24 protein-coding genes are annotated in these 20697 nt (G+C 67.7%); 10 read left to right on the top strand and 14 right to left on the bottom strand.

Features of this window, described 5'->3' with window-relative positions:
• Positions 1 to 160: 160 nt before the first annotated feature.
• Genes pta through DMX10_RS04815 form a run of 3 tightly spaced genes read right to left on the bottom strand, consistent with a single transcriptional unit; the run spans position 161 to position 3762 of the window.
• Complete coding sequence (gene pta, locus DMX10_RS04805) at positions 161 to 2239, bottom strand: phosphate acetyltransferase (RefSeq protein WP_111260018.1); 2079 nt, start codon at positions 2237 to 2239, stop codon at positions 161 to 163.
• Between the two features lie 9 nt (positions 2240 to 2248).
• Positions 2249 to 3433: an acetate kinase gene (locus tag DMX10_RS04810; RefSeq protein ID WP_111260019.1), complete on the bottom strand. Its 1185-nt coding sequence runs from the start codon at positions 3431 to 3433 to the stop codon at positions 2249 to 2251.
• Positions 3433 to 3762, bottom strand: a complete 330-nt coding sequence (locus DMX10_RS04815; RefSeq protein WP_111260100.1) for a DUF3565 domain-containing protein — start codon at positions 3760 to 3762, stop codon at positions 3433 to 3435. The genes DMX10_RS04810 and DMX10_RS04815 overlap by 1 nt, the downstream gene beginning before the upstream one ends.
• Between DMX10_RS04815 and DMX10_RS04820 the strand changes: the two genes are divergently transcribed.
• From DMX10_RS04820 to DMX10_RS04840, 5 genes are all read left to right on the top strand, one after another.
• Positions 3731 to 4216: a peptidylprolyl isomerase gene (locus tag DMX10_RS04820; protein WP_111260020.1), complete on the top strand. Its 486-nt coding sequence runs from the start codon at positions 3731 to 3733 to the stop codon at positions 4214 to 4216. The two genes, DMX10_RS04815 and DMX10_RS04820, sit on opposite strands and share 32 nt — an antisense overlap.
• A gap of 137 nt (positions 4217 to 4353) precedes the next feature.
• Complete coding sequence (locus tag DMX10_RS04825; protein ID WP_111260021.1) at positions 4354 to 4836, top strand: glutathione peroxidase; 483 nt, start codon at positions 4354 to 4356, stop codon at positions 4834 to 4836.
• Positions 4837 to 5919: 1083 nt separating this feature from the next.
• The gene (locus DMX10_RS04830; protein WP_178082917.1) at positions 5920 to 6510 is read left to right on the top strand and encodes a TetR/AcrR family transcriptional regulator; all 591 of its coding nucleotides are present in this window, start codon (positions 5920 to 5922) and stop codon (positions 6508 to 6510) included.
• A 59-nt stretch (positions 6511 to 6569) separates the two neighbouring features.
• Positions 6570 to 7679: an NADH:flavin oxidoreductase gene (locus DMX10_RS04835; RefSeq protein WP_111260023.1), complete on the top strand. Its 1110-nt coding sequence runs from the start codon at positions 6570 to 6572 to the stop codon at positions 7677 to 7679.
• Between the two features lie 186 nt (positions 7680 to 7865).
• A complete protein-coding gene (locus DMX10_RS04840; protein ID WP_111260024.1) occupies positions 7866 to 8825 on the top strand; it encodes a DegV family protein in 960 nt (319 codons plus the stop codon).
• Here DMX10_RS04840 and DMX10_RS04845 read toward each other — a convergent pair whose 3' ends face one another.
• Positions 8826 to 10040, bottom strand: coding sequence for a glycosyltransferase family 1 protein (locus DMX10_RS04845; RefSeq protein ID WP_111260025.1), 1215 nt, complete (start codon positions 10038 to 10040; stop codon positions 8826 to 8828).
• Positions 10041 to 10108: 68 nt separating this feature from the next.
• Positions 10109 to 10858 (bottom strand): sulfate transporter CysZ, encoded by a 750-nt coding sequence (cysZ, locus tag DMX10_RS04850; protein ID WP_111260026.1) that lies wholly within the window; start codon positions 10856 to 10858, stop codon positions 10109 to 10111.
• A gap of 277 nt (positions 10859 to 11135) precedes the next feature.
• Here cysZ and trxB point away from each other — a divergent pair, with 277 nt between their 5' ends.
• On the top strand, positions 11136 to 12092 hold the full coding sequence (trxB, locus tag DMX10_RS04855; protein ID WP_111260027.1) for a thioredoxin-disulfide reductase: 957 nt from the start codon (positions 11136 to 11138) through the stop codon (positions 12090 to 12092).
• Positions 12093 to 12197: 105 nt separating this feature from the next.
• Here the strand turns inward: trxB and DMX10_RS04860 are convergent, their stop codons facing one another.
• The 7 genes from DMX10_RS04860 to DMX10_RS04890 form a co-directional block, all read right to left on the bottom strand.
• Positions 12198 to 12800, bottom strand: a complete 603-nt coding sequence (locus DMX10_RS04860; RefSeq protein ID WP_111260028.1) for a putative glycolipid-binding domain-containing protein — start codon at positions 12798 to 12800, stop codon at positions 12198 to 12200.
• A 170-nt stretch (positions 12801 to 12970) separates the two neighbouring features.
• Complete coding sequence (locus DMX10_RS04865; RefSeq protein WP_111260029.1) at positions 12971 to 13309, bottom strand: HopJ type III effector protein; 339 nt, start codon at positions 13307 to 13309, stop codon at positions 12971 to 12973.
• Positions 13306 to 13599 (bottom strand): DUF1244 domain-containing protein, encoded by a 294-nt coding sequence (locus tag DMX10_RS04870; protein ID WP_111260030.1) that lies wholly within the window; start codon positions 13597 to 13599, stop codon positions 13306 to 13308. The genes DMX10_RS04865 and DMX10_RS04870 overlap by 4 nt, the downstream gene beginning before the upstream one ends.
• Positions 13600 to 13699: 100 nt before the next feature.
• Positions 13700 to 14071, bottom strand: coding sequence for a dihydroneopterin triphosphate 2'-epimerase (gene folX, locus DMX10_RS04875; protein WP_031286921.1), 372 nt, complete (start codon positions 14069 to 14071; stop codon positions 13700 to 13702).
• 2 nt (positions 14072 to 14073) lie between these two features.
• A complete protein-coding gene (gene folE, locus DMX10_RS04880) occupies positions 14074 to 14634 on the bottom strand; it encodes a GTP cyclohydrolase I FolE (RefSeq protein ID WP_111260031.1) in 561 nt (186 codons plus the stop codon).
• A gap of 22 nt (positions 14635 to 14656) precedes the next feature.
• Positions 14657 to 15367 (bottom strand): dihydromonapterin reductase, encoded by a 711-nt coding sequence (gene folM / locus DMX10_RS04885; protein ID WP_111260032.1) that lies wholly within the window; start codon positions 15365 to 15367, stop codon positions 14657 to 14659.
• Positions 15368 to 15574: 207 nt separating this feature from the next.
• Positions 15575 to 16144 (bottom strand): antibiotic biosynthesis monooxygenase, encoded by a 570-nt coding sequence (locus DMX10_RS04890; RefSeq protein ID WP_111260033.1) that lies wholly within the window; start codon positions 16142 to 16144, stop codon positions 15575 to 15577.
• Positions 16145 to 16428: 284 nt separating this feature from the next.
• On the opposite strand from DMX10_RS04890, the gene DMX10_RS04895 reads away from it, so the two are divergent.
• Positions 16429 to 17379: a MerR family transcriptional regulator gene (locus tag DMX10_RS04895; protein ID WP_111260034.1), complete on the top strand. Its 951-nt coding sequence runs from the start codon at positions 16429 to 16431 to the stop codon at positions 17377 to 17379.
• Positions 17380 to 17573: 194 nt separating this feature from the next.
• Here the strand turns inward: DMX10_RS04895 and DMX10_RS04900 are convergent, their stop codons facing one another.
• The gene (locus tag DMX10_RS04900) at positions 17574 to 18017 is read right to left on the bottom strand and encodes a PAS domain-containing protein (RefSeq protein ID WP_111260035.1); all 444 of its coding nucleotides are present in this window, start codon (positions 18015 to 18017) and stop codon (positions 17574 to 17576) included.
• A gap of 102 nt (positions 18018 to 18119) precedes the next feature.
• On the opposite strand from DMX10_RS04900, the gene DMX10_RS04905 reads away from it, so the two are divergent.
• A complete protein-coding gene (locus DMX10_RS04905) occupies positions 18120 to 18572 on the top strand; it encodes a flavodoxin (protein ID WP_111260036.1) in 453 nt (150 codons plus the stop codon).
• A 22-nt stretch (positions 18573 to 18594) separates the two neighbouring features.
• On the opposite strand, the gene DMX10_RS04910 is transcribed toward DMX10_RS04905, so the two are convergent.
• Positions 18595 to 19485 (bottom strand): LysR family transcriptional regulator, encoded by an 891-nt coding sequence (locus tag DMX10_RS04910; RefSeq protein ID WP_111260037.1) that lies wholly within the window; start codon positions 19483 to 19485, stop codon positions 18595 to 18597.
• A gap of 98 nt (positions 19486 to 19583) precedes the next feature.
• Here DMX10_RS04910 and DMX10_RS04915 point away from each other — a divergent pair, with 98 nt between their 5' ends.
• Both DMX10_RS04915 and DMX10_RS04920 read left to right on the top strand, forming a co-directional pair.
• The gene (locus DMX10_RS04915) at positions 19584 to 19964 is read left to right on the top strand and encodes a CidA/LrgA family protein (protein ID WP_111260038.1); all 381 of its coding nucleotides are present in this window, start codon (positions 19584 to 19586) and stop codon (positions 19962 to 19964) included.
• Positions 19954 to 20640 carry an LrgB family protein gene (locus DMX10_RS04920; protein WP_111260039.1) on the top strand — a complete coding sequence of 229 codons (687 nt, stop codon included), beginning with the start codon at positions 19954 to 19956 and terminating at the stop codon, positions 20638 to 20640. The genes DMX10_RS04915 and DMX10_RS04920 overlap by 11 nt, the downstream gene beginning before the upstream one ends.
• Positions 20641 to 20697 lie beyond the last annotated feature (57 nt).

Here is a 20697-nt window from a genome sequence, read left to right on the forward strand (position 1 = left end):
GTCGGGACCTCGTTCCTGGACGGTCTCTGCCGCCCTGTTGAGGGGATGCCGCGCACGCGGCGGGGCCAGTGGTGGCACAGGTTAACGCCTGTTCACTGAACTGCAAGCGGCAAGGGTGACCACCCGGTCGGGCAGCGTGGCCACCCGCCGGGCGCGGTGCTCAGCCGCGGGTCGCCGCCTGGATGGCGGTCAGGGCGATGGTGTAGACGATGTCGTCCACCAGGGCGCCACGGGAGAGGTCGTTCACCGGTTTGCGCAGGCCCTGCAGCATCGGCCCGACGCTGATCACCTGGGCGCTGCGCTGCACCGCCTTGTAGGTGGTGTTGCCGGTGTTCAGGTCGGGGAACACGAACACCGTGGCGCGGCCGGCCACCGGGCTGTTGGGCGCCTTCTGCCGGCCGACGCTGTCGATGGCGGCGGCGTCGTACTGCAGCGGGCCGTCGATCAGCAGGTCGGGGCGCGCGGCACGGGCCAGGCGTGTTGCCTCGCGGACCTTCTCCACTTCCTCGCCGCTGCCGGAGTCGCCGGTGGAGTAGCTGATCATCGCCACCTTGGGCTCGATGCCGAAGGCCGCGGCCGAGTCGGCGCTCTGCAGGGCGATCTCGGCCAGCTCGGCGGCGCTCGGGTCGGGGTTCACCGCGCAGTCGCCGTAGACCACCACCTGCTCCGGCAGGAGCATGAAGAACACCGAGGACACCAGCTTGTAGCCGGGCGCGGTCTTGATCAGCTGCAGGGCCGGGCGGATGGTGTTGGCGGTGGTGTGCACGGCGCCGGAGACCAGGCCGTCGACCTCGTCCAGGGCCAGCATCATGGTGCCCAGCACCACGCTGTCCTCCAGCTGTGCGGCGGCCATGGGCGCGTTGAGGCCCTTGCCCTGGCGCAGCTCGACCATGGGCTCGACGTAGCGCGGGCGGATCAGGTCGGGATCGAGGATCTCCAGCCCCTCGGGCAGGACGATGCCCTGGGCGACGGCGACCGCCTGCACGTCCTCGGGCTTGGCCAGCAGCACGCAACGGGCGATGCCCCGGGCCTGGCAGATGGCGGCGGCCTGCACGGTGCGAGGTTCGGCGCCCTCGGGCAGGACGATGCGCTTGTCGGCCAGCTGCGCGCGCTTGACCAACTGGTGGCGGAAGGCCGGGGGCGAGAGGCGCAGCTCGCGCGGGGTGCCGCAGCGGTCGCGCAGCCAGTCCTGGTCGAGGAAGCGGGCGACGAAGGCGGTGACCTTCTCGGCGCGCTCGCGGTCGTCCACCGGGATTTCCTTGTTCATGCGGTTGAGGTTGGTGGCCGTGTCGTAGGAGCCGGTGGCCACGGCCAGCACCGGCAGGCCGCCCTGCAGGGCGCCACGGCACAGCTCCATGATGCGCGGGTCCGGCGGGAAGTCGCTGCACAGCAACAGGCCGGCCAGGGGCACGCCGTTCATGGCGGCGAGGCTGGCGGCGAGGATGATGTCGTCGCGGTCCCCCGGGGTCACCACCAGCACGCCGGGCTTGAGCAGCGGCACGGTGTTGGGCACGGCGCGGGCGCAGAGGACGATGGTCTGCACGCGGCGCTGGTCGTAGTCGCCGGCGTTGATCACCCGGGCGCCGAGCAGGTCGGCCACATCGCGGGTGCGTGCGGCGTTCAGTTCGTCTTCCCAGGGGATGCAGCCGAGCAGGCGGAAGTCGTCGCTGCGCAGGAGCGAGGAGTTCTCGCGGATCTGCTCGGCGAAGTCGGCCTCGCGCACCTTGTTGAGGATCACCCCGAGCACCTTCGGATCACGCGGCCCGCCGAACAGCTGGGCCTGGATCTCGATGCGGTCGGAGAGCTCGGTGATGGTCTCGTTCTCCGGCGCGGAAACCAGGATCACCTCGGCGTCGAGGCTCTTGGCCAGGTGGAAGTTGACCCGTGCGGCGTAGCTGGCGTGGCGGGTGGGCACCATGCCCTCGACTATCACCACGTCCTTGCCCTCGGCGGCCTGCTGGTAGCGGCTGACGATCTCTTCCAGCAGCTCGTCGAGCTGGCCGTCGCCGAGCATGCGCTCGACCTGGGACAGCTCCAGCGCCTTGGGCGGGGTGAGGCCGTGGGTGCGGGCGATCAGCTCGCTGGAGCGCTCGGGCCCGCGATCGCCCGGGTGGGGCTGGGCGATGGGTTTGTAGAAGCCGACCTTGAGGCCGGCCAGTTCCAGGGCACGCACCAGGCCCAGGCTGATGGAGGTGAGGCCGACGCCGAAACCGGTGGGGGCGATGAAGAATGTATGCATGGAGCCGCCTTAGTTGAGCAGGGCGAGGGTGTCGAGGGCGATCTGCCGCTCCTCGTTGGTCGGGACCACGAGGATGCGCGTATGACCGTATTTGTGGATCGGGCCGGCGATGCCACGGATGCAGCGGGCGTTGGCTTCCTTGTCGATGGCCAGGTCGAAGAGCTTCAGGTGCGTCACCGTCTTGCTGCGGATCAGCGGCGAGTTCTCGCCGATGCCGCCGGTGAAGATCAGACCGTCCAGCTGGGGCAGGGCGCAGCTCATGGCCGCGAGGCTCTTGGCCAGGCGGTAGCAGAACACCTCGATGGCCAGGGTGGCGCCGGGGTGGCCCTGCTCGCGGGCCTGTTCCAGGGCACGCATGTCGTTGGAGAGCCCGGACAGCCCCTTGAGGCCGCTCTCGCTGTTGAGCACGCGGGTGATCTCTTCGAGGCTCCAGCCCAGGGTGCTGGCCAGGTGGCTGTGCAGGTTGGGGTCGATGTCGCCGCTGCGGGTGCCCATCGCCAGGCCTTCGAGGGGCGTCAGGCCCATGCTGGTGTCGCGGCTCTGGCCGTCGACGATGGCGCAGGTGGAGCAGCCGTTGCCCAGGTGCGCCGAGAGCCAGCTGCTGTCGCCGATGGACAGCCCGGCGATCTCCGCCGCGCGGTGGCTGACGTAGCGGTGGCTGGTGCCATGGAAACCGTAGCGGCGCACGCCGTGGTCGCGGTAGAGGTGCTCCGGCACGGCGTAGCGGTAGGCGTGCTCGGGCAGGCTTTGATGGAAGGACGTGTCGAACACCGCCACCTGGGGCAATTGCGGGTAGACGCTCATGGCCGCCTCGATGCCCTGCAGCGCCGCCGGGTTGTGCAGCGGGGCGAGGGGGGCGATGGCGCGGATCGCGGCGATCACCTCCTGGTCCAGGCGGTGCGCCGAGGTGAAGCGTTCGCCGCCGTGCACCACGCGGTGGCCGATGCCGTGCAGCTTGCCGCCGGTGGCCGCCTGCACCAGGGGGAGCAACTGCGAGAGGGCGACGCGGTAGTCCCCGTTGGGAATCATCAGGCTGTCCTTGTCGCCGCCGCGCTGCCAGCGCAGTTCGGCGTCGCGGCTGCCCAGGCGCTCGGCGATGCCGAACAGGGGGAATTGCGAATGGGCCTCGCTGACCAGGGCGAACTTGATCGACGAGCTGCCACAGTTGATCACCAGAATGTTGCGTGAGGGCATCATTGCTCCTTGGTAGTTTCGGGGGCCGCGCCACGGGCGCACCAGCCACAGGAAAAAGGCTGGCCGCGCCGTGCTTCGCGCTGTGCCGGGTCCAGCACCCAGGCACGTGATTGCCAGGGCGGCTGGTGGCGCAGGTGCTGGGTGTGGCCGCAGGACAAGACTGCCACCCAATGGCCGTCGTCATCCTGGCGGAAGTCAAGCAAGCGTACGATCCGTCCGTCATCCTTCGGGTCGCAATCGGCCGACTTGGCAGTTAGACTTGCACGTTCTTCAATCTTCTCCAAAAGGTCTCGCACCATGCTGATCGCCGCCAACAAGGCTGTCTCCATCGACTATACGCTCACCAACGACGCCGGTGAGGTCATCGACAGCTCCGCTGGCGGCGCGCCGCTGGTGTACCTGCACGGTTCCGGCAACATCATCGTCGGCCTGGAAAAGGCCCTGGAAGGCAAGCAGGCCGGTGATGCGATCAAGGTCGCCATCGAGCCCGAGGAAGCCTACGGCGAATACAGCGCCGAGCTGGTCGCCACCCTCAGCCGCGCCATGTTCGAAGGCGTCGATCAACTGGAAGTCGGCATGCAGTTCCACGCCTCCGGCCCGGACGGCGGCATGCAGATCGTCACCATCCGCGACATCGACGGCGACGACGTGACCGTGGACGGCAACCACCCGCTGGCCGGCCAGCGCCTGAACTTCGACGTGAAAGTGGTCAACGTGCGTGAAGCCAACGCCGAAGAGATCGCCCACGGCCACATCCATGGCGAAGGTGGTCACCACCACTGATCGGCGAGCGGCCAGGCGACTTGCGGCAACGCTCTGTCGCCATTGGGCTGCTAAGCTCTGATCAACCGAAAAGGCGCCTACGGGCGCCTTTTTTGTCCCGCTGCGTTGTTCCCCTTGCGACGATCCAGGAGTTTGTCATGAGTGCATTCCACGACCTCAACCTGCGCGCCCTCGACGGTCAGGAGCTGCCTCTGGCGCCCTACAAGGGGCAAGTGGTTCTGGTGGTCAACGTAGCCTCCAAGTGCGGGCTGACACCGCAATACGCCGGGCTGGAAAAGCTCCAGCAGCAGTACCGCGACAAGGGCTTCACCGTGCTCGGCCTGCCCTGCAACCAGTTCGCCGGCCAGGAGCCGGGCAGCGAGGACGAGATCCGCGAGTTCTGCAGCCTCAACTACGGCGTCAGCTTCCCGCTGGGCAGCAAGCTGGAGGTCAACGGGCCGGGACGTCATCCGCTGTATCGCCTGCTGGCGGGAGAGGGCGCCGAGTTCCCCGGCGACATCACCTGGAACTTCGAGAAGTTCCTCGTCGGGCAGGACGGCCGCGTGCTGGCACGCTTCTCTCCGCGTACCGCCCCGGATGATCCCGCGCTGGTGCTGGCCATCGAGAAGGCGCTGGGCTGAGTCGTTCCCCCTGCTCGACGGCGGTACCGGTGTAGGGTGGATGGCGCTTTTTCATCCACCAGGCGAGGCCACCGGGAAGCCCCGTGGTGGCAGCCCTGCGGCCTGCTTGGCGACTGAAGTCGCCCCTACATGGGCCGTGGTGGGGATTGTTGGTCGGGTGCAACCCGACAACGTCGCACCCACCCTTCGCGGGTTTCACCCGCCCTACGGCCTGAAGTCGCCCCTACATGAGTCGTGATTGGGAGGCACATTCCGTGGGAGCGAATTCATTGGCTCTGTCTGCGTTAAGTGTTGCTAGAGGATTTGAGCCCAGCTGATTGCCGAGCTCTGATGATGTTTCTAGTTTCGCCCCCCCGGGCGAGTCTCTTTTGGCAGTCGTCGGGGTGCCGAACCACCCAAAAGAAACCAAAAGGGCTTGCCCCATCATCCGGCCCCGGCTTCGCCGGGGTTCCCTCACTCCATCGCCGTTACTCGCTACGCTCGCCCTTCGGGCCGCACTGAAGTGCGTTCGCCGCAAGCGTCGTCTGGGGGCCGGCGCTATGGGCCATCCATGGCCTGGCGCGCCTCTCGCGGCATCCATGCCGCTCGTCCCCCGGCGCAACGACTGCGTTCGGCCTCCTGGAGGGGCGTTGGCGGCTGCTCCAACTTCTTCGTCCAGCGCATCGCCATGTGGTGCGCACGGGCTTTCGTAGGATGGTGTAGAGCGAAGCGAAACCCATGCGGTGGCGGTGGCACGAACCCTTGGGTGCCCGGAAAGAGCCGTGCTTGAGGGCTTGCATTAAAGCCACAACAGCTAACGCAGACAGAGCCAATTCATTCGCGATGGAGCCCCCAGTCGCTCGCAGCCAGGTGCCGGCGACGGGGCTTTCGCGGCTGAAGCCACTCCCACAGGGGGCTCGCAGCGGGGCCGAACATCGCTGCGTTGGGCCTCGCTGCCCTCGGCGCCAACCTACGACGCCCACACAGCCCTTACCTTCACCACAGGCCATTACCGCTGGGTAAGGCGCGCCTGCTTTCTGACCCAAAATCACCCTGATCAATAGTGCTGTGCCGAGCGAGACGACCGGTCATATGCTCGGCGCCATGAACAGCATCCGACTCGACAAGCGTGACCTGATCCTGGCCAAGGGCACCGGCGTGATGACCCGCTCGGGCTATCACGGCACCGGTGTGCAGGAGATCGTCCAGGCGGCGGGGATTCCCAAGGGGTCCTTCTACCATTACTTCGCCAGCAAGGAAGATTTCGCCCTGCAGGCACTGGACTACCTCTACTCGCCGCGCCTGGAGCGCTATGCCCAGGCCCTGTCCGATCCGGCGAAGAGCCCGTGCCAGCGAGTGCTCGACTACTACGGTGAACTGGTCAGCCACTTCACCCGCCACGAGAAGCTGGAATACCACTGCTTCATCGGCAGCCTGAGCTTCGAGATGGCCGAACTGTCGCCGGCCATCGGCGCCCAGGTGGACGCCATCCTGCAGCGCTCGGCGGACATCCTCCAGGCCTGCCTGGAAGAGGCCCAGCGTGCCGGCGAGCTGCCGGAGGACGAGGACTGCGCCAACCTCGCCGGCTTCATCGCCAACGCCTGGCAGGGCGTGCTCACCCGCCTCAAGGTCGGCGCCGGTGCCCGGCCGCTGTTCGATTTCATGACCCGCCTGCAGCGCCTGCTGCGGGTGTGACCCCCTAAAAAGCCCTTAAACGAGACGACCGGTCACTTGGCCGGAATCAGGAGACCCCGATGACCGCATCCGTAGACGCCCTGTTCGCCCCCTTCCGCCTCGGCGCCCTGGAGCTGCCGACCCGCGTGGTGATGGCGCCCATGACCCGCTCCTTCTCCCCGGGCGGCGTGCCCACCGAGCAGGTGGTCGAGTACTACCGCCGCCGTGCCGCGGCCGGCGTCGGCCTGATCGTCACCGAAGGCACCACCATCGGCCACCAGGCCGCCAATGGTTACCCCCACGTGCCGCGTTTCTACGGCGAGGACGCCCTGGCCGGCTGGAAGCAGGTGGTCGATGCCGTGCACGCCGAAGGCGGCAAGATCGTCCCGCAGCTGTGGCACGTGGGCAACGTGCGCCGCCTGGGCACCGAGCCGGACGCCAGCGTCCCCGGCTACGGCCCCAGCGAGAAGCTCAAGGACGGCCAGGTGGTGGTCCACGGCATGACCCAGCAGGACATCGATGACGTCGTCGCCGCCTACGCCCAGGCCGCCCGTGACGCCAAGGCCATCGGCATGGACGGCGTGGAGCTGCACGGCGCCCACGGCTACCTGATCGACCAGTTCTTCTGGGAAGGCACCAACCAGCGCACCGACGGCTACGGCGGCAGCCTGGCCAACCGCTCGCGCTTCGCCATCGAAGTGATCAAGGCCGTGCGCGAGGCCGTCGGCCCCGACTACCCGATCATCTTCCGCTTCTCCCAGTGGAAGCAGCAGGACTACACCGCCCGCCTGGTGCAGACCGCCGAGGAGCTGGAAGGCTTCCTCAAACCGCTGTCCGAGGCCGGCGTGGACATCTTCCACTGCTCCACCCGCCGCTTCTGGGAGCCGGAATTCGACGGCTCCGACCTCAACCTGGCCGGCTGGACCCGCAAGCTCACCGGCAAGCCCACCATCACCGTCGGCAGCGTCGGCCTGGATGGCGAGTTCCTGCAGTTCATGGTCAAGACCGACAAGGTCGCCCAGCCGGCCAACATCGAAGGCCTGCTGGAACGCCTGAACAAGGAGGAGTTCGACCTGGTGGCCGTGGGCCGCGCCCTGCTGGTGGACCCGGACTGGGCGACCAAGGTCCGCGAAGGCCGCATGCAGGACATCCTGCCGTTCAGCCGCGACGCCCTGACCAGCCTGGTCTGAGCATGACCCCCGGTGCGCCGGCCTGGCCGGCGCACCCATTTCCAGCCCCGTCTCGTGCGGGGCTTTTTTATGCCTCGCGATATGCCGTCGAACCCTCAATCGGTTGGGCTGACTTGGCCGGGTGGAAGGCGCATGGTCGCGAACATCACAACAAGCGCCGGTTCACCGGCCGAAGGAGTAGTCGTCATGCGCACTGGACTGGTAGTGGATGCCACTTGTGACCTGCCTCAGGAATTCCTCGCCGCCCACGGCATCCGTGTGCTGCCGATCCGTATCCACCTGGGGCGAGACGCCCTGGTGGACCGTCGCGTGCCGGAAGCCACGCGGCAGTTCTATGCCGAGCAGCTGGCCGGCGTCGCCCCCGGGGACCACAGCGACGCGCTGTCGGTGGCGGAGATGCAGCAGTGGTTCCTCGAAGAGCTGGTGACCGCCTACGACCATGTCATCTGCCTGACCATCTCCAGCCTGCGCAGCCCGATCTTCGAGCACGCCACCCAGGCCTCCTTCGGCCTGCTCCAGCATTACCGCGAGCGCCGTGCCGAGGCCGGCCTCAACAGCCCCTTCGCCATGCGCGTGGTGGATGGCCGCAGCATGTTCGCCGGCAGCGCCGTGCTCGCTGCAGAGGCGGCCCGGCTGATCGCCGGCGGCGCCCACCCGAGCGCCGTGCGTGCGCGCCTGGAACAGTTGTCGGAAAGCGTCTGCACCTTCCTCATCGCCGACGACCTCGGCCACCTGCGTCGGCGCGGCTTCCAGAAGGGCGAGCGCGGCGGCCTGCTCGACCGCATGCGCGGCGCGGCCCTGGGGCTGGGCTCGCTGCTGGATGTGAAACCGGTGATCAGCGTGCAGCAGGGCGAGGACAAGCCCGTTTCGCTGGCGCCGAGCTTCGAGCGCGCGGCGGAGAAACTGCTGGCCCACGCTACCGCCCAGGTGCTGGCGGGCGAGCTGCTGGCGCCGCAGCTGTGCCTGAGTTACGCGGGGGATTTGTCGGTGGTGCGCGACCTGCCGGGGTTCGCCCAGCTGGAGGCGACCTGCGCCCAGCGCGAGGTGAACCTGCAGGTGGCGATGCTCAGCCCCACCGGGGCCATCAACCTGGGCAAGGGCGCCCTGAGCCTGGCCTTCGCCGCCCCACCCCGGCCCTTCGGCTGATCAGCGCTGCAGGCGGTCCAGCCCCGGCGCCGGCTGGGGCTCGGGCAGTGCCTGGTGGACGCTGTGCAGGTGCTGTTCGAACTGCTGGATGATCGCCTCCCAGCCCTGGCGGCCCGCATGCTGGCGTGCGTTCAGGCGCACCCGGCGCAGGGTCTCGCTGTCTTCCAGCAGCCAGCAGGCGGCATCGCTGAAGGTCACCGGCTCGTCCGGCATCGCCAGTGCGCCGTTGTGCCCGTGGCGGATGTGCTGCGCCGCCGCGGCCTGGTCGAAGGCCACCACGCCGAGCCCCGAGGCGAGGGCCTCGAGCACCACGTTGCCGAAGGTCTCGGAGAGGCTGGGGAACAGGAACAGGTCGCTGGAGGCGTAATGCCTGGCCAGCTCCTCGCCCCGTTGCAGGCCACGGAACAGGGCGTCCGGCAGTTCCGCCTGGAGTTGCGCGCGCTGCGGCCCGTCGCCCACCAGTATCAGCTTCATGGTCTTCTGTGGATAAGCCTGCTGCAGGGCGCGGAAGGTCGGGCCGAGCAACTTGAGGTTCTTCTCCGGCGCCAGGCGGCCGACGTGCAGCACGGCGATGTCGTCCGGCCCCAGGCCCCAGGATTCACGCAGCGCGGCGCAGCGCCGGGCCGGGTTGAACAACTGGCCGTCGACGCCGCGCGAGAGCAGCGCCAGGCGCTCGAAGCCGCGACGCCGCAGTTCTTCGCTCTGGCTGGCGCTGGGCACCAGGGTCAGTTGCGAGGCGTTGTGGAACCAGCGCAGGTAGTTGGTCATCAGGCGGGTCAGCAGGCCGACGCCGTAGTGCCCGGTGTACTGCTGGAAGTTGGTGTGGAAGCCGCTGATCGCCGGGATGCCCAGGCGCCGCGCGGCGCGCAGGGCGGAGAGGCCGAGCGGGCCTTCGGTGGCGATGTAGAGCACGTCCGGCCGCTTGCGCTTCCAGCGCGCGACCAGCTTGTGCAGGCTCGACTGGCCCCATTGCAGGCCGGGGTAGCCGGGCAGCGGCCAGCCGCGCACCAGCAGCAGCTCGTCGCTGCTCTTGACCCCCTGGTCGCAGGCCTGGCGCGGGCGCACCAGTTGCAGGCGGTGGCCACGGGCGCGCAAGCCGTCGCACAGGCGCGCCAGGGTGTTGGCGACGCCGTTGATCTCCGGCAGGAAGGTTTCGCTGATCAGCGAGATGTTCAGGGGCAGCAGGCTCATGGATGCAGTGTCGATCAGCGCCATGTAGCCAGTGTGAAATTTGTATGACGGCTGGGTGACAGCCCCGGCGCGAGCGGCCGGGGCAGGGTGGTTCAGGCCTGCGGCAGGGCCTTCTCGCCGCCTTCACGGACCCAGAAAAGCGTGGCCCCGGCGACGGCGGCGGGCATCATCACGATGTTGACGAAGGGGATCAGCAGCGCCAGGTACACCGAGCCGCCGAAGCCCAGGCTCTGCCAGCGCTTCTCGCGCAGCCAGGCGAGCATCTCGTTCCAGCCCAGCTTGTGGTTGTCCGCCGGGTAGTCGATGTACTGCACCGCCATCATCCACACGCCGAAGAGGAACCACAGCGGCGTCGCCACCAGGTTCACCCCGGGAATGAAGCTGAGGATCAGCAGGCCGATGGCCCGTGGCAGGAAGTAGCCCAGCTTGCGCAGTTCGCGGCCCACGGTGCGCGGCACCATGGCGGTGAGTTCGGCCCAGCTGAAGGGGGGGAAATCATCCTGGCCGCGCACCACCACTTCCACCTTCTCGGCGAGGAAGCCGTTGAACGGCGCGGCGATGATGTTGGCGATCATGGTGAAGCTGAAGAACACCATCAGCAGTACCAGGATCACGAACAGCGGCCAGATCAGGTATTCGAGGAAGCTCGCCCAACTCGGCAGGCTGGGCATGAAGGCATCGACCCAGCCGCTGAACTGCTGCATGGCGAAGCCGATCAGGGCGATGAACAGGACCAGGTTGAGCGTCAGCGGCAGCAGTACGAACAGGCGCAGGCCTGGGCTGAGGATGAGTTTCAGGCCTTCGCCGAGGTATTGCGGGCCGGACAGGGCGGGGGCGGGCATCGAGGGCTCCAGAGGGTGGACATGGCGCGACCTTACCGGCTTTGCGTGACCGGTAAAAGCGGCTGCGTCGCGCTTCCCACCGAGCGATAGGACGGCCCTATGGTCGGGATAAGGAATACACATTTCCCGGCCCCGGGGGCGCTCGGTAGCCTTGCCAGCAATTTCGGGGCTCCGGCAGTCGCCAGGCCCGCCCCACCGGTTCGCGAGATCGCTGCATTCCTGAAAGCCTTCCCCAAGTGCCCGCAGCGATCTCCTTTTATTTCACGAGGTGTCAGCCATGTCCGCCACGCGCCATTCCCGGGTCATCATCCTCGGCTCCGGCCCCGCCGGTTACAGCGCGGCCGTCTATGCCGCGCGTGCCAACCTCAGGCCGCTGCTGATCACCGGCATGCAGGCCGGCGGCCAGCTGACCACCACCACCGAAGTCGACAACTGGCCCGGCGACCCCCATGGCCTCACCGGCCCGGCGCTGATGCAGCGCATGCAGGCGCACGCCGAGCGTTTCGAGACCGAGATCGTCTTCGACCACATCAATGCCGTGGACCTGGCCGGCAAGCCCTTCACCCTGCGCGGTGACAGCGGCACCTACACCTGTGACGCGCTTATCATCGCCACCGGTGCCAGCGCCCGCTACCTGGGGCTGTCGTCGGAGGAGCGCTTCATGGGCAAGGGCGTGTCCGCCTGTGCCACCTGCGACGGCTTCTTCTACCGCAACCGCGAAGTGGCGGTGGTGGGCGGTGGCAATACCGCCGTGGAGGAGGCGCTGTACCTGGCCAACATCGCCAGCAAGGTGACCCTGGTGCATCGCCGCGAGACCTTCCGTGCCGAGAAGATCCTGCAGGACAAGCTCACGGCGCGCATCGCCGAAGGCCGCATCGTGCTCAAGCTCAACGCCCAGGTGGAAGAAGTGCTGGGCGATGACATGGGCGTCACCGGCGTGCGCCTGCGCCACAACGACGGCAGTGCCGACGAGCTCAAGGTGGATGGCCTGTTCGTCGCCATCGGCCATACGCCCAACACCTCGCTGTTCGAGGGTCAGCTGGCCCTGCGCGACGGCTACCTGGTGGTCAACGGCGGCCGCGATGGCAATGCCACCGCCACCAACATCCCCGGCGTGTTCGCGGCGGGCGACGTGGCCGATCACGTCTACCGCCAGGCCATCACCTCGGCCGGTGCCGGGTGCATGGCGGCACTGGATGCGGAGCGCTACCTCGACGAGGTCCGAGGAGTGTGACTGTCCAGGTGTTGGGCCTCGCTGCGCTCGGCGCCAACCTGCGGTGCACGTCATCCTCGTGAACAAAAGGCCCCGCTTCGGCGGGGCTTTTTCATGGCGCGCGATTCACACCAGGGTGCTGATGGGCAATTCGTCCAGGCTCAGGGTGCGGGCGCTGATGCGCAGGAACTGGTCGCTGGCCTTGAGCACCAGGCCGTTGGGGTCGAGGGCAAGTTCTGTGCTGCGTCGGCCCTGGGGTTCGCAACGGTAGAGGGTCTGTTCCGCTTGCCGGCGCAGGCATTGGTAGCGCTGGCTGCGAGCCTGCACGGCGAGGCTGGGCAGGTCGATGAAGACGATCTGCATCTCCTCGCTCTGGCCGCATTCGAGGGCGCTGCGCTGCAGGATCGGCGTGTGGGTGAAGGGGCTGGCGGAGAGCATCACCTGCTGGCAGGCGTCGAGGTCGCCGCGCGGCTGGCCGTCCAGGCGCCACTGGCCACGGATGTCGCGCTGCAGGCGCAGGCTGGCCTGGCCGTGGTTGTCGACCTTTATCCACAGGCTGCGAAAGCGCCAGCAGGGGTCGTAGTCGAGCACGTAGGTGGCGGCGAAGCTCTGCCCGCCGGCACTGAGCATGAGGTGGCTGCTGGCGTGGATGCCGGCGCTGTCGACATGCAGGCGCAGGTTCTCGATGCCGGGGTTGGTCCAGGGTTTCCACACGAGGGTCTGTTGCATCCATGCGACTCCGAAACTGCACGGGAAGGGGAACGCACAACGGGCGTATATGCGTAGGACACCGTCCCTGGTGTTCCCGATACGTCGCGCAGAATACGTTGTTCCCTTTGTGACGTCTGTCAGCTTTCTCTGACAGATGAGCAGCGCCCGGAGCGCTGCCCGGCACCGCCTCAGGCCTTGCGCTTGAGCGGCTCGCCGTCGAAGCGAACACCGGCCAGGCCGGTTTCCATGAGGGCGCGGATGTTGCCGTGGTCGCTGCCCTGCGGCGTGGCCAGCACGGCGCGGTAGTGCTCGCCGAAGGCCAGCAGCGCCTCGTCCAGGCCCAGGCCTTCGAGCAGGGCCAGGCCGAGGGTCTTGCAGGAGCCCTCGTTCTGCCCGGCGGCGTTTTCCACCTTGCCGTTGGCGAAGGCGGTGGGTTGGTAGTCGTAGCCGGCGGCGATGAACGCCAGGGTGTCGGCGAAGGCATGCTGGCCGCTGCGCAGGCGGGCGCGGAAATCGATCAGGGTCATTCTTTGTTCGCTTTGTTGAAGGCCGCTTGCTGCTCGGCACTGGCTTCTTTCTGGTACTTGGCCTTCCAGTCGGCATAAGGCATGCCGTAGACCTCTTCGCGGGCCTGGTCGGGAGTGACCTCGACGCCGAGGTCGTCGGCGGCGGCCTTGTACCACTTGGACAGGCAGTTGCGGCAGAAGCCGGCGAGGTTCATCAGGTCGATGTTCTGCACGTCCGGGCGGCTGCGCAGGTGCTGGACCAGTTGGCGGAAGGCGGCGGCTTCGAGTTCGAGGCGTTCTTGCTCGTTCATCGCAGTACTCCTGGGCTCGGGTGGCGGGTGCGCCGGGATGATAAGAGTGGCCCGCGGCGGCGGCAATGCCCGGAGAGCGCCCGGGCATCACGGGTTTTCGTCAGCGGTGGCCGGCGAGGGTGATGGACACCGACTCGGCGAAACGCAGGGCGTGGGGCTTGTCCACTTCCACTTCGGCGTAGCGCACGCTGGGGTTGGCCATGACCAGGTCGAGGATCTCCTGGGTCAGGCGCTCCAGCAGGGCGAAGCGGTTCTCCTCGACATGGCGGATGATCGCCTTGGTGATGGTGCGGTAGTTGAGTGCGTGCTCGATGTCGTTGCCTTCAACGGCCTCCACGGCGGGGTAGAGGATGGTCAGGTTGATCAGCACGTCCTGCTTGTTGAGGATCTCTTCTTCCTTGATCCCGATGAAGGTACGCAGGCGCAGGTCCTTGACGCGGATTCGCGCCATTCCGGGCTCCAGTCGCGGCATTGTTACTTGCTCCGTCCAATCAGTTGCAGGAATTCGTGACGGGTCGTCGAGCTCTCGCGGAACGCGCCGAGCATCACCGAGGTGAGCATCTGCGAATTCTGCTTCTCCACGCCACGCATCATCATGCACATGTGCTGGGCCTCGATGACCACGGCCACTCCGGCCGCGCCGGTCACGCTTCGGATCGCCTCGGCGATCTGCCGGGTCAGGTTCTCCTGGATCTGCAGCCGGCGCGCGAACATGTCGACGATGCGCGCCACCTTGGACAGCCCCAGCACCTTGCCGGTGGGAATGTACGCCACATGGGCCTTGCCGATGAAGGGCAGCAGGTGGTGCTCGCAGAGGGAATAGAGCTCGATGTCCCGCACGATGACCATCTCGTCGTTGTCGGACGCGAACAGCGCGCCGTTGACGATCTCGTCCAGCGATTGTTCATAGCCGTGGCACAGGTAGCGCATGGCCTTGGCGGCGCGCTTGGGGGTGTCCAGCAGGCCTTCGCGCTGCGGGTCCTCGCCCAGGCCGAGAAGGATTTCCCGGTAATGGTGGGGCAGTTGTTCGCTCATCGATGGTTTCCTCGCGGCCGCCTCACTTGAGGTGGCGGCCACCGTTCAGTGTCAGGGTGGTTCCGGTGACGTAGGGGGTGTCCAGCAGGTAGCGCAGGCCCTGGTAGACCACCTCGGCGCCCGGCTCGATGCCCAGCGCGGATTTGGCCAGGGTCTTCTCGCGGTACGCCGCGTCGTCGTTGTCGTTGAACATCACCAGCGCCGGCGCGATGCCGTTGACCTTGATGGCCGGGGCGTAGCGCGCGGCGAAGGAGAGGGTGAGGTTGTCCAGCCCGGCCTTGCTGGCGCAGTAGGCGATGCGCTTCTCGCTGCCCTTGCGCGCCACATCGTCGCTGATGTGGACGATGTCGGCCGGGCCGCCGTGGCGCAGCAGCGCTTCGGCATGCAGGTTGATCAGGTAGGGCGCCAGCATGTGCACGCTGAACATCCGCTGGAAGGCCTCGGCTTCGTGGCCGGGGGCTTCGGTGAGCCAGTCGGAGGCGTTGTGCACGATGGCCCGCAGGTGCGGGGTGGCGGCCTTGAGACGTTCGATGAAGGCGAGGATCCCGGCTTCATCCGAGAAGTCCGCCGCGATCACGCAGGCACCGCGCTCACGCAGGCGGTGCACGCCATCGCGCTCGGTGCGGTAGCTGATGATCACCGGCTGGCCGTCGTCCAGCAGGCGCTCGGCGCAATGCAGGCCCACGCGCTGGCTGGCGCCGGTGATCAGGATGGGAGCGGCCGAAGGGCTCATGAGGGGCCTCGAGGCAGGACGATGCCCGGGGAGGGGCGGAATGCTGAAAACTTATACCAGATGCCCGTATTTGTACAATTGTTGGCGCCGCAAAAATACGGATTCCGACTGTGATTTCAGCCAAGGCCTTGATTTATGTGGGGTTATAGAAGAGCTGAGCGATTTTCTTGGTTGTACAGGTGTGGTGCCTGTACAACCTTTGTGACGTTATCGCGAGGGAGCGGTGGCGCCTGGGCGGCGGGTGCGGGAGGCTGGTGCGTTGAGCCAGAAGGCCAGCAGGCGGGTGGACAACGGGATGAACCAGTAGGTCATCAGCGGCGTCAGCGCCAGGGTGCTGATCAGGACGCGCACCACCAGCGGCAGGTCGGTCAGCCAGGGACCGAAGCACAGGTTGAAACCCAGCGACACCGGGAAGAACGCCAGCCAGATGGCCACGCTCTGCTTCCAGCGTGGCGGGCGGCGATCGGCACTGCCGAACCACGCGTCCAGGCCCAGGGCGCGGTGTTCATGGGGCTGCTCGAAGAGGCCGGTGCCGCGCTCCAGCCAGGCGCGGCGCGAAGCGGAGTGCTCCCAGGCCGACAGGGTCGACTCGTCGGCAAAGCGGAAGATCATCTGGAATTCGTCGTCTTCAGGAGGCGGCGCGAGCACGCCGGAGCCGAGGTAGCCGGGGAAGTCGGCAGCCAGTTGCTCGCCTTCGCGCAGCCAGGCCATGAAAGCGGAGTAGCGCTCGCGGGAAACGCGGCGCGCCACCATGAGGGTGACGGGATCGGCAGACATCGTGTATCTCCACTGAACGGGCACCCGGCCGGGTAGGCGGGGCGCGAAACGCTGCCCGGGGTGATGGGCTGCGTATTCGAAGAGGCAAGGATTATTCCGGATTCGCGAAAAATCGCCAGGGGTACGTCTCCTTGCGGGGTGCAGGCAGACAGCCGGTCGCTGGCGTCGCGCGGGGCGGCATGCGCTGCACCGGGCTGGTGCAGCCCGCCCGTCAGAGATGCATTCGAGCGCGAGGCCCGTGCTGGGTTAAACTCAGGCGCATCGTCCATCCACCGCAGCCGATCATGATCGAACCCGCCGCCGCCCCTCAGGCCGATATCGCCATGCAGCAGGAAGAACTGTTCCCCATCCGCGAGGTTTCCCGCCTCACTGGCGTCAACCCGGTCACCCTGCGTGCGTGGGAGCGGCGCTATGGCCTGATCAAGCCGACCCGCACCGACAGCGGCCATCGCCTCTATTCCTTCGCCGACATCGAGGCGGTGCGCAACATCCTCGCCTGGATGGATCGCGGCGTGGCGGTGAGCAAGGTAGGCACCATCCTGGCCCGCAGCGCCCAGGCAAAGGCACCGGCGGTGCCGGCCTACCAGGGCGTGGCGAGCGCCGAGTGGGTCGAACTCCAGGCGCAGCTGCGCCGGGTCCTGGCGAGCTTCGACGAAGCGGGCGTGGAGCGCCTCTACGGCCAGGTGTTCTCCACCTACCCGGTCCCGGTGGCGTTCCAGGATGTCCTGATGCCGGTGTGGCGCGACCTGCTGCTGCGCCAGGACGAATACGGCGCAGCCAGCGAATGGGCCTTCCTCGACGCCTTCCTGCGCGCGCGGGTGCTGCAGCGCCTGCAATTGGCGCGCAACCTTGCGGATGACCGCGTGCTGCTGGCACCCATTCCCGGCGAATGCCGCGAACTGGAGCTGCTGGTGGCCGGCCTGTTGATGGGCAGCGATGAGGTGGCGGTCAGCGTCCTGGGGCTCGAGCAACCCCTCCAGGAGCTGGCGCTGGTCTGCGAGAAGATGCGGCCCCAGGCGCTGGTGCTGTTCTCCAACCACCCGCCGCAGGACGATGCGGCCAGCCGCCTGTCCCGTCTCGCCCTGACCCTCGATTGCCCCCTGGCCCTGGCCGGTGAGGCGGCTGACCTCCTGGGTGACAGCCTCGATGGTTCGCCCGTCGCCTGCCTGGGCAATGACGGCCGTTCGATGCAGCGGCGCCTGGCGCAGTTCCTTGCGGGGCACCTGGACACCTGAGTCGGCTCGGGTTTGAAGTTTTTTCGATGCGATCCCTGTACAAATCTGTTTTATGTACAAGAATCGTCAGTGAACCTTCCAACTGCGCAACCGGCCGCCAACGCGTCCCCCTCCTTGTTCCTCTTCGGCCGCCGGTCTTTTATTCCCACAGGACGCCTCGCCTCGCGCGGGGCGTCCTGTCTCGTTTCCGCCGCTCAGCCCTTGGCCGCCAGCTCCGCCTTCAAGGCCGCCACTTCCGCCTCCAGCTCGCGGACCCGCTGCCGGGCCTCGATCTCGGGCGTGACGTTCTTCTGGATGCCGATGAAATAGGTCAACTGGTCACCCTCGTTGAACACGGGGGTGATCGACAGCTCGTTCCAGAAGGGGCTGCCGTCCTTGCGGTAGTTGCGCAGGATCTGCCGGCACGGTTCGCCCTTGCGGATCGCCTGGCGGATGGCGGCGAGGCCGATCTGGTCGCGGTCCTCGCCCTGCAGGAAACGGCAGTCCTGGTAGAGGATGTCGTCGCGGGCGTAGCCGGTGAGTTGCTCGAAGGCGCGGTTGGCGTAGATGAGGATGTTGTCCTCGCCCTCCTGCTCGGCGACGACGATGCCGTCGTTGGACGCGTCGATCACCAGTTGCAGCAGCTTGGCGTTGATCATGTAGAGGCTCTCGGTTCGGTGGCTCCGAGATTCTAAGACATCGGCCCAGGCTTTCCACTTGCGGCATAATGCGCGCCGTTTGCCAACGTTTCAGGAGTTGTCATGAAAGTCGCCATTCTCTCCGGGTCGGTCTACGGCACCGCCGAAGAAGTTGCCCGCCATGCCGAGCGCCTGCTCAAGGCCGCCGGTTTCGAGGCCTGGCACAAGGCCCACATGGGGCTCGACGAGCTCAAGGCCTTTGCCCCGGACGCCTTCCTCACCGTGACCTCGACCACCGGCATGGGCGAACTGCCGGACAACCTGCTGCCGCTCTACCACAGCATCCGCGACCAGCTCCCCGACTGGCGTGGCCGCCCCGGCGCCGTGCTGGCCCTGGGCGACTCCAGCTACGACCAGTTCTGCGGGGGAGGCGAGCAGGTGCGCGAGCTCTACGCCGAGCTGGGCATCCGTGAAGTCGTGGAAATGCTGCGCGTGGACTCCAGTGAGACCGTGACCCCCGAAGTCGACGCCGAGCCCTGGATCGCCGGGCTCATCCAGGCCCTGCGCGGCGCCTGATCCCGCCCTGATCGCGGCCCGGTCAGAGCCGGGCCAGCGGTCCCTTCTCCCGCAACAACGCCAGCCAGGCCTGCGCCGCCTTCGACAGGTAGCCGCCGCGTCGCCAGACGAAGGCGATGTCCCAGCGCAGGTCCGGTTCGCGCAGGGGCAGCCGGATGATCCCCGGCCGTTCCAGCTGGCGGGCGACGATGCGCGGCAGCAGCACCACCCCCTGGCCGGCCGCCACCAGCGCGGCGAGGAAGTCCGCCTGGCCGCTGCGCCCGGCCTCGCGCGGGGTGAAGCCGGCCTGCTTGCAGGCCTGCAGCAGGCGGTCGTTGAGGGTGAAGCTCTGCTGGTAGAGCAGGAAGGCCGAGTCGGCGAGCTGCGCCAGGGCCAGGCTTTGCTGGTCGTGCAGGGGATGGTCGGCCGGCAGCAGCACGTCCAGCGGCTCGTTGCAGAACGGCTGGTGGTCGAACGCCGGGTCGGTGGGCGTGAGGCTCCCGCTGAGTTCCAGTTCGCCCTGCAGGATGGCCTGCTCCAGCAGCTTGCTGCCGCCCTCGGCGAGGTGCACGTTGATGTTCGGGTAGCGCCGCCGGTATTCGCTGAACAGCTCGGCGAACAGCACCTCGCCCCCCAGCAGCGGCAGGCCCAGGCGCAACTCGCCGCGCTTGAGCTGGCTGAGGTCGTGGAGCTCGCTGTGCAGGTCCTGGCGCAGGCGCAGCATCTCCTCGGCGCGGCGCAGCACCAGCGCGCCGGCCTCGGTCAGGCGCAGGTGCGGGCCGTTGCGCTCGAGCAGTTGCACGTCGAGGCGCTGCTCCAGCTGCGCGACCTGTTTGCTGATGGTCGACTGGGTGGCGTGCAGGGCGCGCCCGGCCTGGGTGAAGCCGCCCTGGCGGACGACCTCGACGAAGCTGCGGAGCTGGTTGAATTCCATTGAGGTATTCCAGTTTCGAATGGCGGCGAGTCGAACAATTCGCTTTTGGGATGATAGGCGTCGCCCTAAGCTGGTGACCAGTCCCGGAGTCACCCGCCATGCCCCGTCTCATGCACCTTTCCCGTCTTTGCCTGCAGCTCGCCGTACTCATCGGCCTCTACCTGCTCGGCTGCCAGATCGCCACCTGGCTCGCCTGGCCGATTCCGGGCGGGGTGATCGGCCTCGGCCTGCTGCTCGCCGCCTTCGCCAGCGGCCGGGTACAACCGGCCGCGCTGCAACTGGGCGCCGGCCTGCTGATGGCGGAGATGCTGCTGTTCTTCATCCCCGCCCTGATGAGCCTGCTGGACTACGGCGCCCTGCTGCGCAGCGAGGGCTGGCGCATCCTCCTGGTGATCGGCGCCAGCACCCTGATGGTGATGCTCGCCACCGCGCTGACCGTCGAGTTCGTCTGCCGCTGGAGCGACCGTCATGAACATTGAGCCCATGTCCTGGTTCTGGCTGGCGCTGACCCTGGGCGGCTACCTGTTCAGCCGCTGGCTGTACCGGCGCAGCGGGCGCTACCTGCTGTCGCCGCTGATCCTGGTGCCGGCGCTGCTGCTGGCCGTGGCGGTGCCGCTGCACACCGGCTACGCCGAGTACTCCGGCGCCACCCACTGGCTGATGCTGCTGCTCGGCCCGGCCACCGTGGCCTTCGCCGTGCCCATCTGGCAGCAGCGCGCCTTGCTGGTGCGGCACTGGCCGGCGTTGTCCCTGGGCATGCTCATGGGCAGCAGCGTCGCCATCGCCAGTTCCTGGTGGCTGGCCCACGCGCTGGCCCTGGAAGCCTCGGTGAGCCTGTCGCTGGTGCCGCGCTCGATCACCACGCCCTTCGCCATGCCGCTGGCCCAGGGGCTGGGTGGCGTGCCCGAACTCACCGCGGTGTTCGTGATGGTCACCGGCGTCTTCGGCGCCCTGGCCGGCAGCCTGCTGATCCGCTGGCTGCCCCTGCGCAGCAGCCTCGCGCGGGGCGCGCTGTTGGGCGTCGGCGCCCACGGCGCGGGCGTCAGCCGGGCCCGGGAGGTGGGGGGCGAGGAAGGCACCGTGGCCGGCCTGGTGATGGTGCTGATGGGCCTGCTCAACCTCTTCGCCGCGCCCCTGGTGGCTGTCCTGTTGTGACTCCTGCGGTCATTCGGATGGCTGCCAAGGCGACTATCGGATCGCCGCGCCCTCGCT

The organism is Pseudomonas sp. 57B-090624 (assembly GCF_003234055.1).
Classification (GTDB): Bacteria; Pseudomonadota; Gammaproteobacteria; order Pseudomonadales; family Pseudomonadaceae; genus Metapseudomonas; species Metapseudomonas tohonis.

Coding starts and splice junctions, on each gene's coding strand:
- pta (WP_111260018.1), bottom strand. CDS start 2,239: ATGCATACATTCTTCATCGCCCCCACCGGTTTCGGCGTCGGCCTCACC.
- DMX10_RS04810 (WP_111260019.1), bottom strand. CDS start 3,433: ATGCCCTCACGCAACATTCTGGTGATCAACTGTGGCAGCTCGTCGATC.
- DMX10_RS04820 (WP_111260020.1), top strand. CDS start 3,731: ATGCTGATCGCCGCCAACAAGGCTGTCTCCATCGACTATACGCTCACC.
- DMX10_RS04815 (WP_111260100.1), bottom strand. CDS start 3,762: ATGGAGACAGCCTTGTTGGCGGCGATCAGCATGGTGCGAGACCTTTTG.
- DMX10_RS04825 (WP_111260021.1), top strand. CDS start 4,354: ATGAGTGCATTCCACGACCTCAACCTGCGCGCCCTCGACGGTCAGGAG.
- DMX10_RS04830 (WP_178082917.1), top strand. CDS start 5,920: ATGAACAGCATCCGACTCGACAAGCGTGACCTGATCCTGGCCAAGGGC.
- DMX10_RS04835 (WP_111260023.1), top strand. CDS start 6,570: ATGACCGCATCCGTAGACGCCCTGTTCGCCCCCTTCCGCCTCGGCGCC.
- DMX10_RS04840 (WP_111260024.1), top strand. CDS start 7,866: ATGCGCACTGGACTGGTAGTGGATGCCACTTGTGACCTGCCTCAGGAA.
- DMX10_RS04845 (WP_111260025.1), bottom strand. CDS start 10,040: ATGGCGCTGATCGACACTGCATCCATGAGCCTGCTGCCCCTGAACATC.
- cysZ (WP_111260026.1), bottom strand. CDS start 10,858: ATGCCCGCCCCCGCCCTGTCCGGCCCGCAATACCTCGGCGAAGGCCTG.
- trxB (WP_111260027.1), top strand. CDS start 11,136: ATGTCCGCCACGCGCCATTCCCGGGTCATCATCCTCGGCTCCGGCCCC.
- DMX10_RS04860 (WP_111260028.1), bottom strand. CDS start 12,800: ATGCAACAGACCCTCGTGTGGAAACCCTGGACCAACCCCGGCATCGAG.
- DMX10_RS04865 (WP_111260029.1), bottom strand. CDS start 13,309: ATGACCCTGATCGATTTCCGCGCCCGCCTGCGCAGCGGCCAGCATGCC.
- DMX10_RS04870 (WP_111260030.1), bottom strand. CDS start 13,599: ATGAACGAGCAAGAACGCCTCGAACTCGAAGCCGCCGCCTTCCGCCAA.
- folX (WP_031286921.1), bottom strand. CDS start 14,071: ATGCCGCGACTGGAGCCCGGAATGGCGCGAATCCGCGTCAAGGACCTG.
- folE (WP_111260031.1), bottom strand. CDS start 14,634: ATGAGCGAACAACTGCCCCACCATTACCGGGAAATCCTTCTCGGCCTG.
- folM (WP_111260032.1), bottom strand. CDS start 15,367: ATGAGCCCTTCGGCCGCTCCCATCCTGATCACCGGCGCCAGCCAGCGC.
- DMX10_RS04890 (WP_111260033.1), bottom strand. CDS start 16,144: ATGTCTGCCGATCCCGTCACCCTCATGGTGGCGCGCCGCGTTTCCCGC.
- DMX10_RS04895 (WP_111260034.1), top strand. CDS start 16,429: ATGATCGAACCCGCCGCCGCCCCTCAGGCCGATATCGCCATGCAGCAG.
- DMX10_RS04900 (WP_111260035.1), bottom strand. CDS start 18,017: ATGATCAACGCCAAGCTGCTGCAACTGGTGATCGACGCGTCCAACGAC.
- DMX10_RS04905 (WP_111260036.1), top strand. CDS start 18,120: ATGAAAGTCGCCATTCTCTCCGGGTCGGTCTACGGCACCGCCGAAGAA.
- DMX10_RS04910 (WP_111260037.1), bottom strand. CDS start 19,485: ATGGAATTCAACCAGCTCCGCAGCTTCGTCGAGGTCGTCCGCCAGGGC.
- DMX10_RS04915 (WP_111260038.1), top strand. CDS start 19,584: ATGCCCCGTCTCATGCACCTTTCCCGTCTTTGCCTGCAGCTCGCCGTA.
- DMX10_RS04920 (WP_111260039.1), top strand. CDS start 19,954: ATGAACATTGAGCCCATGTCCTGGTTCTGGCTGGCGCTGACCCTGGGC.